7 protein-coding genes are annotated in these 12618 nt (G+C 39.9%); 5 read left to right on the top strand and 2 right to left on the bottom strand.

The window, feature by feature from the left end:
* The first annotated feature begins 67 nt into the window (after positions 1-67).
* Positions 68-760 (top strand): hypothetical protein, encoded by a 693-nt coding sequence (locus tag PSBA01_RS09270; RefSeq protein WP_186474059.1) that lies wholly within the window; start codon positions 68-70, stop codon positions 758-760.
* A gap of 157 nt (positions 761-917) precedes the next feature.
* Here PSBA01_RS09270 and PSBA01_RS09275 read toward each other — a convergent pair whose 3' ends face one another.
* Entirely contained in the window at positions 918-2216 is a 1299-nt protein-coding gene (locus PSBA01_RS09275; protein WP_186474060.1) for a tetratricopeptide repeat protein, read from the bottom strand.
* Between the two features lie 471 nt (positions 2217-2687).
* On the opposite strand from PSBA01_RS09275, the gene PSBA01_RS09280 reads away from it, so the two are divergent.
* From PSBA01_RS09280 to PSBA01_RS09295, 4 genes are all read left to right on the top strand, one after another.
* Positions 2688-4154 carry a TolC family protein gene (locus tag PSBA01_RS09280; RefSeq protein ID WP_186474061.1) on the top strand — a complete coding sequence of 489 codons (1467 nt, stop codon included), beginning with the start codon at positions 2688-2690 and terminating at the stop codon, positions 4152-4154.
* Positions 4155-4267: 113 nt separating this feature from the next.
* Entirely contained in the window at positions 4268-6574 is a 2307-nt protein-coding gene (locus tag PSBA01_RS09285; protein ID WP_228724553.1) for a type I secretion system permease/ATPase, read from the top strand.
* 2 nt (positions 6575-6576) lie between these two features.
* The gene (locus tag PSBA01_RS09290; protein ID WP_186474062.1) at positions 6577-7746 is read left to right on the top strand and encodes an HlyD family efflux transporter periplasmic adaptor subunit; all 1170 of its coding nucleotides are present in this window, start codon (positions 6577-6579) and stop codon (positions 7744-7746) included.
* A gap of 167 nt (positions 7747-7913) precedes the next feature.
* On the top strand, positions 7914-11228 hold the full coding sequence (locus PSBA01_RS09295) for a UDP-N-acetylmuramoyl-tripeptide--D-alanyl-D-alanine ligase (protein ID WP_186474063.1): 3315 nt from the start codon (positions 7914-7916) through the stop codon (positions 11226-11228).
* 239 nt (positions 11229-11467) lie between these two features.
* On the opposite strand, the gene PSBA01_RS09300 is transcribed toward PSBA01_RS09295, so the two are convergent.
* Positions 11468-12448, bottom strand: a complete 981-nt coding sequence (locus PSBA01_RS09300) for a GlxA family transcriptional regulator (protein WP_186474065.1) — start codon at positions 12446-12448, stop codon at positions 11468-11470.
* Positions 12449-12618: the final 170 nt, after the last annotated feature.

Here is a 12618-nt window from a genome sequence, read left to right on the forward strand (position 1 = left end):
AAAGGGGTAGTTGCTGCCGTAAACTTTAATACGCATAATAAGTGACATAGAACCTAAGGTAACTTGAATGATGACTAAACCTCAGGAAAAGTTGTTGGTTGCAGTATTGTTGGCTATATTACTGCACGTCGGTGCTTTCTTTATTTTTTATCTGAATTTCGATGACAACACCAATGAGAGGGCTATCAGTAAGGAGAATGTGACTGAGCAAATAACTATGCCCGTTCAATCTGACGCATATCCACCATTAAAAACGCAGTCTTATATAGCAATTTTGGACGATGCTAAAGTATCAATCAAAGATAATAAAGAATCGCAAAGATCTTTAGAGACTTCTAGTCAGATCACGCCAATAGCGGTCGATAATCAAACCTCTAATGCTAAGGTGGATATTGATGATCGTTCTACATCGACTAAAAATTCTAAAGCGGTAGTAAGACAGACGCTGGGCCAAAATAATAGCACCGCAAAAGTAGTACTAATGGAAGATAATATAATAATAGCGAACACAGACGAGACCGCAGAAACCACGATCAAAAATGCTGGCTTACTGGCTAGGGATGTACCGATCCAAAACACAGGGGTTGAGATAGATAAAGACTATCAAAAAATGAAGTCTGAAGTTGACGACGCTAATGATAGACTTAGTGATGCGATTAACGAAGTCAAAAAACGGAATCAACAAAAAATAGAGGCCAGGCAGCAACGAAAAGACAGCGCTGAAAGCTATATTGAGTCAAATCAGCCAAATAATGAATAGGCATCTTCGAGTATAAAAGCCCATAAATATTTTTAGCGAAGAAAGATCATAGATAGTCAGGGAATAGCACTCACTAAAGAATCATAAAGCATGACTGGGTTATTTAGTGAGCGCTTTTATTTATAAAGTCTGAAAGCCAAAAATCAAAAACCCAATATTATTTATCCGTAAAGCTTACTTTAACGCTATAGTCTTTGGTTTTTATTTTTTCAATATAAGCATCGGGTAAAGAGACGCTGATAGCGTTTTCATCTTTTATGGGTAATAGATACTGACAAATCAGCACATCAGTGTTGGTGGTCAGTATCCATTTAAGGTGACTGACGTTTTTTTTATTGATCGTAATCTTGATGCCTTGGGTAGCGATATTGCGTCCGATATGAAACTTCGGATGCTCTTCGTGTGACGTTTTTTCTGTCGGCTGTGGCATAGGGGTGGCGTTGTTCTGAAACCCTTGGCTGTCGTGCATCAAGACACTATGTACAATGATTGGATAAATCTCATAACGCAAAAAATGCTGATCAAGGACGCGATTCGTACTTTTCTTATAATTGTCTAAAAAGTCAACGATCATCTGTTCAATGTTAGTGATAGCACCATGACTACCGCCCCACATACCCGCTAAGATAAGCTCAGTATGCGAGAAATAGTCGCGCATAGTATGGAACCATTGTCCGCTTTGTGTCCACTCTGCCACTGCCGCACGCTCCTTATACGAGACTAACGAATCCGCATCACGAATGATGAAGCGCTTAACCGTAGGGTCGTCGATCACCAAAAACCGCCAGAACAACCCGGACATTTTGGACTTGGTAGCAGCACTGACGATGATGACTTGTGCGCCATTGTCTTCAAGGCGTTTGAGCACATGAGTAGGAACCGAATCATCAACATAAAAGCGGCAAATCCATTCTGGATAGAGTAAGTTTGCCCAATGAACATTCAGGATGGCGGTCTCGCAGTAACGAGGACTGTCTCCAAATAGCGAGAAAGAGATAACATTCTCGAGTCGATTGTCATGATTAACAGCGGTCACAAAAGGTGGCGGCGGCTCTGAAAAAACAGCTGGTTTCTTAACGCTTTTGACGAGATTGGCTTTAGTTTGAATGGCAAGCTTTCCAAAATGTTGTTGCTCATCCGTTTTATCTAAATAATGGCAGACCTCGCATAGCCCGTCATAGACGTTGGTATCGGCTGCCAGATCTGATGTTATGTTTAGCGACTGTTGATAACCATCATACGCCTTTTGATATTGTTTTAATTTGAGCTGACATAAAGCGATATTATTTAATAGTGCTGTATTATTAGGGAAGCGTGGTAAATGAGAATGAAGCAGTGCTAGACCTTGCTCATACTTACTTTGGTTAAGTAAGCCCATAAACTGATTGTGTACCATCTGATAAGAGGGCGCTTTTGCCTTTGGCTTTAGATCGTTTAGCGATATTTTTTTATTCATATTACTGTCCAGTCTCTTATTAGGAGCGTTCATACCATTTATTATAGTATGACAAGCTACTATTAGGTAAAATGCTCTACGATATATATTGTCTACTTTTATTCCTAACCCTTAAAATTATTTAATCTAAATGATAGGCGTTATTTTTGCTAAATTAAGAGCGCAACGGCGATCAATATTTTTTTAGAGAGATAATTTTTTTGAAATTTAAAAGTCAATAGTATTTTATTTTCCATATAAATTATTTTTAAAAAATTAGTTTATTTATTACATTAATGATATATGTGATTATATGAATTATTGAGCTTCACTAAAATTTGATCTGAAAAACCCAATGGCAATCTAAATACGTACTCATAAGGCTCAATTCTGAAATCTAATATGAAAAAACTACTGAAGCAAAAAAAAGTATCCTGCCGTCTATCATTATCTAAAAGCGTGACGCTAGTGCTAGTAGGTATGTCGTTGACTATGTCCACTCATGCAGTAATCAATGATATCCAGATTGATGGTTTGATTAGGCAAGCTATTCAAACGCATCCGATAGTAGGATCGGCCCGCGCGCGTCAACAAGCGACCACTGAAGGCATCAATGCGGCTAAGCTAAGCTTGCTGCCCACACCTAGTATCTCCTCAGGATATGACAATGACAATGATTTTGTATCGCAAATTACCTTGCGTCAACCTTTATGGACAGGCGGTAAACTGACGGCGAATGTCAATCAGGCGCTATTTGATGATAAAGCAGCAGTTGAGTTTATTTATGAGCAGCAAAACGTCGCCGCCAAGGTTACTATTGAAGCATGGAAGGCTTATGTGCAAGCGGTAGCACAGCAGGATATTCATATTGAAACGCTCAAGCAGCTCAATGACTTTGAAGCGTCAATGCAACGCCGAGTCAAGCAAGGTGTTTCTGCACGTATTGAACTCGATTTAGTTACAAATCGTATCTTACAAGAACAAACTGCTTATCAAGCTCAAGTTGAGCAGCAGCGTATATCGGCCGCTAGACTTGAGCAGATCGTTGGTGAAAAGTTTGGACAAAACATTGATAACAGTATGCCTGATATTAAAATTTTAGCTAATCAAGCCAAACAGCAATCAACCAACTTTGAGCAAATGGCCTTTAATCCAGTCAGTTTTTATAATCCAACGGTTACCAAACAGTATTTTCAGGTTGAGTCAGCGAAACAAGACGTAAAGGCGCAGCAGGCATCTAAGTATCCTACCGTGTATGCACAGTATGAACAGGCCTACTATCATGCTGATAGCAGTAATGAGGGTAAGTTTTCTATAGGACTAAGCTATGATCCGGGTGCTGGGTTTTCGAATCTAGCACTAGCACGCGCCTCAGAAGCACAGGTTGATAGTTTGATACAAGATCAGGAGGCAGCACAGCGTAATGTGATTGAAGACATTCAAGTACAGTACCAACAGTTTGTTGGTGCCCGTGATCGCGAGACGTCGTTAGTAGCGGCTGTAGCGGGAGCTGAGATTGTAGTCAGTTCCTATGAGCGTCAATTTATTGCTGGTCGCAAGTCATGGATTGAAGTACTTAATGCGGTTCGTGAGCTCAGTGATTATAAAGTGCAGCTGGTACAAACACGTGCTACCTTATTAGAGGCGTTTTATGGATTGCAAGTTGATTTTGGTGTCATGCAATGGCAAAACTTTAGTGGCAATCGTCAGTCGGTTACTTTATTCCGCCCATTAGATCCGGTGAAGAAGTGGCTCAACAAACAAAATAAATCTATAAAGAGTAAAGACTCTCAAAGCTCATCAATACAAAGCGAGCAAAGTCAGAATTTTGGCTATACAACAGCAGTAGAAGATGACTATGTAGAGATTAGACTGCCGGAATCAGAAGAATACAGACTAAATAAGGGTGAGTTTATTATGCTTGATGACAACTATAATATTACGCCCATCGTTGAGTAAGTTCATACAGAAAAAAGTATGTAGCCCAACAAAATAAAGTAAACATAGACCCGTTAATAAAAAATAGCGACAACACGTTTTGGTTACTCTCAAATAGTTAATAAGTGATTCTTATGAGTGAAAATCTACCTTCTATACCTATGCAAGTATCAAGCCCTTCAACTATAGACATCGCTATAGCTACGGACGCTCGTCAGCAAGAAAAAGAGAATGAGATGATACAAACGCTGACGGATGCTTTAAAGCATCTGCTTAGTCAGCAAGGCTATCCGATAGATAATATTAGATTGCACGATGTCGTTGAGCGTCACAGCAGTATGCCAGCTAGGCAAGGTCAGAGTATTCACGAATTAGGTGGAGTAATTGCGGTATTAAATGGTATTGGCATAAAAGATATGCCTAAAATTTTAGAGCAACCTGATGCTGCATTTTTACCACTATTGGCTTATAGAAGTGATATCGGTTGGGGTGTTATTGATAGCCAGACCCCACAGGGTACATGGAATTTCCGCCAAGAAAAAAGTCACACTTTAAGCCACACCGATGAGTTAAATTTGGTATTGCGTATTCGTTTAACTGATGAGTATGTCAAGCTACGGAAAACCTCGTTTAACGATCTACTCAAATCAGATTTGAGTAATTATAAAGGTATTCTCGGAGAGGCTATTATCGCTAGCTTCTTAATTAATATGCTGGCGCTTGCTGTATCGCTATTTTCTATGCAAGTTTATGATCGTGTCATACCGACGAGCAGTGAAAGCACTTTGATTATCCTTGCAAGCGGTGTGTTTTTGATAATCATATTCGAAGCGTTTATGAAATTTGCGCGTTCAAGAATCATGGATAAAGTAGTAGTTGGGCTGGATCAATATTTATCCCGAGAAGTCTTTCAGCGCCTACTAAAAGTACGCATAGATCAGATGCCAGGTTCAGTGGGCTCTATGGCAGCACAATTGCGCGGTTATGAACAAGTACGTAGCTTTTTTACAGCCAGTACCTTGTTTGGCCTTGTCGATTTACCGATGACCATTATTTTTCTTAGCTTAATTGCATTTATTGGCTCACCTTTAGTGTCAGCAGTACCTATCGTCGCTGCGGTGATAGCTATCACTATGGGCCTTTTGGCTCGTAAGCGTATCGATGTCATTGCTGCTGAAGGGGCTTCTGCCTCTTATTATAAGACAGGTTTATTGGTTGAAGCAGTAGAAGGGGTTGAGACTATTAAAGCTGGTGCAGGGAGCTGGAAGTTCTTATCGCGTTGGCTGGATGTGATGTCCATAACGATCAAAAATGATCTGAACATGAAGCATGCTAATGACAATCTTACCTACTTTACTCAGATGTTACAGCAGGTCAGCTACGTGGGTATCGTGATTGTTGGGGCCTTTGTTGTGATGAGAGGGGATATGACAATGGGTGGCTTGATTGCCTGCTCGATTCTTGGTGGTCGAGTACTTGCTCCAGTCATGGCATTGCCAGGCCTACTGGTGCAGTATGCGCATGCTAAAGCTGCCAAGATAAATATTGAGACATTGTTTGCGTTAGAACAAGACAATCACGATGTTACTTATCCGCTATCACCCACTCATATTAAGGGTGATTATCAATGCGAAAACCTAGTGTTTAACTACAAAGATAATGATAGACCGGCCATTGATGTAAAGAAACTGGCAATTCGTTCGGGTGAGCGCATTGCTATTTTAGGACCTATCGGCTCTGGTAAGTCAACGTTACTAAAAGTCTTGGCCGGTCTCTATGCTCCGACTAAAGGACATGTGTTATTAGATGGCTTAGATATTCATCAAATTAGCCGCGAAACATTAAGTGAGCGTCTAGGGTATCTGCAACAAGATCATCGACTGTTCCAAGGAACACTAAGAGAAAACCTATTAATTGGTATGCCAGCACCTAGTGACGATGCTCTACAAGAAGTGCTCAATAAAACAGGTCTCATCAATTTAGTATCAAGCCATTCAAGTGGTCTAGATTTACCGATTAGTGAAGGTGGTAAAGGATTATCAGGCGGTCAAAAGCAATTAGTAGCCTTTACTAGATTGCTACTCACTAAACCTGATGTTTTTTTGCTAGATGAGCCTACCGCCTCAATGGATAATAGGCAAGAACAGCGCTGCATACAAGTACTACGTAATGAGCTAACTACTGGACAGACATTGATTGTCTCAACGCATAAGACTGCATTATTAGAGTTGGTTGATAGGGTGATCATCATGGATAACCAACGCATCATTATTGACGGTCCAAAACAAGCGGTACTCGCTGAGCTTACCAAAAAAGATAAAGCATCAAACCAGCCAAAAGTTAATGCGGTAAACAAGAGTCATCAGCAGATATCAGTCACAGCACCTGAGCCTAACAAGCCTAGCATCACCAAATCATCAGCAGACGAGCAAGGTAAATAGGTATGGCAGAATTTAGATATCAACCAACCACACCCACAGTTGACCGTTCAAGACTCAGTATTTGGATTGGGCTCATTGGCATTATACTGTTGGTCATATGGGCGTCATTTGCCAAAATTGATCAGGTTACGCGTGCTAAAGCGACGGTAATTGCTAGTGCGCGTACGCAGGAGATTCAAGCATCAGAAGGTGGTGTATTGACGCAGCTTGCTGTGGTAGAAGGTCAAGATGTTGTAAAAGGTCAGCTATTGGTGGTTTTAGAGGAGGAGCGTGCTCAGGCCGCTCTCGATAATTCAGCCTCCAAGACCGCTGCATTAAAAGCTAGATTGTCACGATTAAATGCTGAAATATTTGAGCAGCCTTTGGTTTTCCCTGATGATATAAAAGGATATCCGGATTATATCCAGAACCAAAAAGCGCTTTATAATCGTCGCCAGCAAGCTATCAATGAAGATGTATCCTCTCTTGAAAAAATGTTGGTATTAGCACAAAGAGAGCTAAACATGAATGAGCCATTATTAGAGTACGGTGATGTTAGCCAGGCTGATGTAATTAAGCTCAATCGTCAGGTCGCTGATATTGAAGCACAAATTAACAATAAAAAGAATAAGTACTTTGAAGAGGCCCAAGCTGAGATGACAAAAACTCAGGAAGAGCTAGATACTGAGGTCGAGCAGCTGCGTGATCGAGCGCAAGTATTAGCAGAAAAGCGTTTAATGGCACCGACAGCAGGCAAGATAAATAATATCAACGTAACCACTATTGGTGGTGTCGTTAAACCTGGCGAAATTATCATGCAAATTTTGCCCACTAGTAGTGATCTAATTGTCGAGGCTAAAATCAAGCCTGGTGATATCGCTTATGTCAAAGAAGGTCAAGATGCTACTGTCAAGCTGGATGCCTATGACTATTCCATCTTTGGTGCTATGAGAGGTACTGTTAACTATATCAGTCCAGATACGCTCATGGAGCAAACGCCTAAAGGGGAAGAACCTTATTATAGGGTGTTAATCGTGATCACAGGAGCTGAGTTTGAAAAGGGCAGTAAAGAAATCGTTATCAAGCCTGGTATGACAGCTTCTATCGATATCAAAGCGATGGAGCGTACGGTATTGTCTTATCTGACCAAGCCAATTACTAAAACGTTATCTGAAGGGTTGGGTGAGCGTTAAAGTATCGAAAGACGCTATTATTCATTGCTGTTTTGATAGCAGAAGCTTAATACCGAGTCTCTAATTCTAGAGACTCGTGACTCAGGGTAATAACACTCGGATAGTGATTCTATTTCAGAAGTTATTAAAAACATCGCAGGGTAAAAATTATAGAGGGTGATAGTGACATGGATGAACATACCAAATTTGATAGCTTAATTAATCATTTAAAAGATAATTTCTCTGCTATTTATACTAACTGGGTACAAACCCACCTCACCCAAATAAATAATAAGAATAATATAACAACTGTGGTTACTGACACTTTACCTAGCACTTTTGTTCTATCTGTATCTGACGGTTATAAAAAAGCTAGAACGGCGACCTTTGTTGTTGATGATCTGGTAAAGATCAATGAAGCAGATAGCATCATAAGCTTCGCTGATTTTGAAAAAATTCTACCTTTAATAATAGCTCAGATTGCCAAATTATCTTCAAAGTTTGACGCCCCCATCGCTTGGTTAAGATTTGAATGGCTCAATCAAGCATCATTAACGAATTGGGTAGATTTTCAGCAAAGCCTCAAAAGCTTTAAAAGAAACTACTATCGCTCAGGTATTGCTTTTGTAGGCGTGCGTGAGCCTTGGTTGCTACTGACTGAGATGGAGTTGAATGCTAACGCTTGCCTCTATGCTGGCAATACGATCACTCACGCCAAGGTAAATAGCAATAATCTCAATACCTACTTTAGAGCACGTCATGGCAGTAGCCAAATACCTATCTTTAACGATGACTTGCCAGTAATAACCTTCAATACGGCAGGGACATTTATAGATATAGAGACAGGTGAGTACCGTAATCTTGATATACAGCCGCGCTTCAAAGGTCATCGTTCTATGTTGCCACTATCAGTAGCGACAATTCAGCCCATAATTGAGCAGTCAACGAACTATCTGGCGAGACAAATACAGCCTTCTGGTCAGTATGTGTATGGTCATTTTCCTTGTTTCGGCCGCACGATTGATACTTATAATAGCTTGCGTCATGCGAGTAGCACATATTCACTGATAGAAGGTTACGAGGCCTGCCGTGATTTTAATAGTTCAATACAGAACAAATCTGATAAAGACTTATATACGTCATCGGCAACGCCTTCTAAATTAAGTCTGAGTCAGATGCAAAGTGATATTGATAAAGCTATGGAATATCTGACCCATCAGCTTATTCAAAACTATGATGATAAAGCTTACGTAGTAGATACGGGTGGAGAGATTAAGCTGGGTGCTAATGCCGTCGCAATCCTAGCGCTAGTGAAATACTTACAGGTATTTGTAGATACTCCATTAGCAGATGACTACCATGCTTTGGCAAATAGGTTAGCGATAGGCATTGTTGCTATGCAACAAGACGATGGTGGCTTTGTGCATGTTTTACATAGTAAGGATTTAACGCTAAAAGCTAAGTACCGTATTATTTATTATGATGGCGAAGCAGCATTTGCGATGATGCGTTTATATGGCTTGACTCAAGATGAGCGCTGGCTGAACTGCGTTACCCGCGCTTTTGATTATTTTATCGATGCTAAACACTATACAGCACACGATCATTGGTTGTCTTACTGCTCAAACGAGCTGATCATTTATAAACCCGAAAAGAAATATTTTCAGTTCGCAGTCAATAACATAAAAGGCTACATAGACTTTATCAAAAATCGCATTACTACTTTTCCGACACTGCTTGAGTTAGCAATGGCGTTCCATAATATGCTCTTGAAGTTAGATGATCACCCAGAGTTTCATGATGTATTAGAGGGTTTCGATGTTCAAGAGTTTTATCAGGCTCTGCATGCCCGTGCCAATCATTTAATAAATGGTTTCTTCTTTCCAGAGATGGCGATGTTTTATAAATTGCCGCAAACTATCTTGCATGGTTTCTTTATTCGTCATCACTCGTTTAGAGTACGGATTGACGATGTCGAGCATTATTTGTCGGGGTTGATTGCTTATTTTAATCTTTTGAAAGCTGTAGATTACCCAAAAGTAGCGACTAAACACTATCCTTCTATTAATAAAATAATTAACACAGAGAATGCAGCGAAACAACAATCAGAATTCAACCCTCAATATTCAGAGCAGTCTGTTTTAACAGCTAATGCGCTTATAACAGCAACTACAGGAAGGTGGCTAGTAGAACCAAAAACAGATTGGTCTGCCACAGGTCTCTGTATTTGGGCGCCAAGTTTTGAATCAGGCCATATCATAGTTGCTCGAAGTAAAATGATAGAAGCAGGTTATTTATCTAAAGTAACCATTGAGTCTTTAGTAAAAAAAGGTGCTTCTGCGATTGTTACCGATGATGTCTTAGCCTATAGAAATATGGGTGTGCCTGTATTACAAGTGCCAAATGTCCGTCAAGCGACTATTGATATTGGTCGTTATACTCGGCAGGCTTTTAACGGTCAAATAATTGGTATCACAGGTAGTGCAGGTAAGACCACAACAGTCAATATGCTAGCCCATACTTTAAACGTTTTTGGAGGCGCCGGCTACACTCAGTCTAGTGCGAACCTGCCTGTAGGAATTGCCTGGAATTTGGCTTGTATGCCTCAATCTATGGATTACTGGGTGTTAGAGATGGCTATTGGATCTATGTCTGCCAATACTAATTTAGTGCGTCCTAATGTAGCAATAATTACTAACATTGCACCAGCTCATCTTGAATACCATAATAATGTTGAAAATATTGCCCTAAAAAAATCTCGCATCTTTGAAGGTATGGTTCCAGGCTCTTTAGCAGTGGTTTGCCGAGATATCGAGCAATACGATTTAATAGAGAGCCTTGCAAATACTTGGGGTATTCATATCATTAACTATGGTGAACATGATGAAGCTATAATTAAGCTGCTAAGCTATACTCAAGAAGACGCGCACGCCCAGATAGCTATTGATGGTAAGACTTATACAATCAATCTAAGAGCCCGTGGTAAGCACATGATACTAAATGCAATGGCTATCTTAGCGGTAGTTAATCATTATAGCCTGTCTATTAGTAAGGCAATTTCTAGGTTGGGGACCTTTGAAGCAATGTCTGGACGAGGTGCGGTGCTTGAAATGACTTATCATGAGAAGTCAATTACACTTTATGATGAAGCTTATAATGCTAACCCATTATCAATGCGTGCTGCGCTTGAAACCTTTGAGCAGTCACAAACACCTGCTCAGAATAGAGTATTGATTTTGGGTGATATGTTAGAGCTTGGCAGTGATAGTGGCAAACATCATTTAGAGCTAATGCCAATCATCAAAAAAATGAATTTTAGAACTGTAATTTTAGTTGGTAAGCAGAGTAAAGTATTAAGTAATAAGCTTAACGAAGCTAATATAAAGTCTTATCATTTTCAAGATACTAAAGCCCTGACTAATCAGCTACCTGAATTTATAAGAGATAATGATCATGTGTTTATCAAAGCATCTAACGGTATAGGATTAAGCCAATTGTTTTAGCATAGTTCAAAAGCTAAGTCTAAGTTTCAATATATGAAAAATAGTAAAGCCATAGGAGCAATGACTTTTATGGCTTTTTTAATTTGGAGGTTTTATCCTAGATTCTGTGTAACTGCCATTTAGATTAAAGGCTTACTAACACGATCATCAAACATAATCATAAAGTGATTTTCTGATGTCTTTAGGGTAGTCAAAGAATACCGTTAAGCCATCCTAGTACTGCGTCAATAAAAAATAGGTTATATCAGCTGATTCTCTTGCCTGTAATGGCTTGGTGTCATGCCATAGTTTTTTTTGAAGGCGCTAGAGAATGCACTGTTATCGATAAAGCCGCTTGCTAATACGATTTGGCTAATAGGCAGCGTAGTATGTTTAAGAATATATTTGGCGTGTTCAAGGCGCAATCGCACGTAATACTGTTGCGGTGAACAACTAAAATTTTTGTTAAATATGCGCTGTAATTGTCTACTTGATAATCCAAGATGATGGGCAATATCCTTAACGCTTAAAGGCTCTTCAAGATTGGTTTTCATCAATGCAATAGCATCTATTACATTGGTATAGCTACTGCTCAGTATTTTTGGCTTGGGCATATGCTGTACGTAAGTAGGCTCACATATAGAGGTGATAATAAACATGTCTTGTATCTTGGAAACGATATGATGACCATGATGCTTATTGATGATATGTAAAGTCATATCCAATGCGCAAGCTCCACCTGAACAAGAATATAGCTGCGGTGCTATTGTAAATATTTGGTCATTAAAAATAACACCTGGATAGCTTTCTTGGGCTACGCTGATGTTCTCCCAATGCAATGAGGCTGCTTGCTGCTCAAGTAAGCCCGCAGCAGCCAATGCTAGCGCTCCTGTACACAAACCGCCAAGTGCAATATCCCGTACTGCCAATCGCTGAATTAAGGTAATGAGCTTACTAGATTCCAAGTAATCTGTTTGGTGTCCTCCGCATACAAATACCAAGTCGCAGGTTAATAAGTAGTCGAGTGGTGCAGTATGACTTAACTTAATACCGTTACTACTACTGGTTTTATTGTCATCGAACCCTGCCACCACCCACGAGTATAAGAGTTGCTCGCTCACATAATTCGCCATTCGAAGTGGCTCAATGATATTGCTGAACGCGAGCATGGTAAAGCCATTAATCAGTAGAAACCCAATACGCCTAGGCTTGTCTATCATCTTTTCCGTTATCTGAGTCATTTTTTGTCGCCTTCAGAACATACCTAAAATTCTGGCTAATGTTAAGTTGTTTGTCTATATGTCCGATTATAAACATAAAATGTCGCTTATGAAAAAATACCTTATGAATTTTACCTCTATTATCGAACGTGTTCTCAGTTAATTATTACCTACTTTGGAGACGTTCCATG

The sequence above is a fragment of the Psychrobacter sp. KCTC 72983 genome, assembly GCF_014280455.1.
GTDB classification, from domain to species: domain Bacteria; phylum Pseudomonadota; class Gammaproteobacteria; order Pseudomonadales; family Moraxellaceae; genus Psychrobacter; species Psychrobacter pacificensis.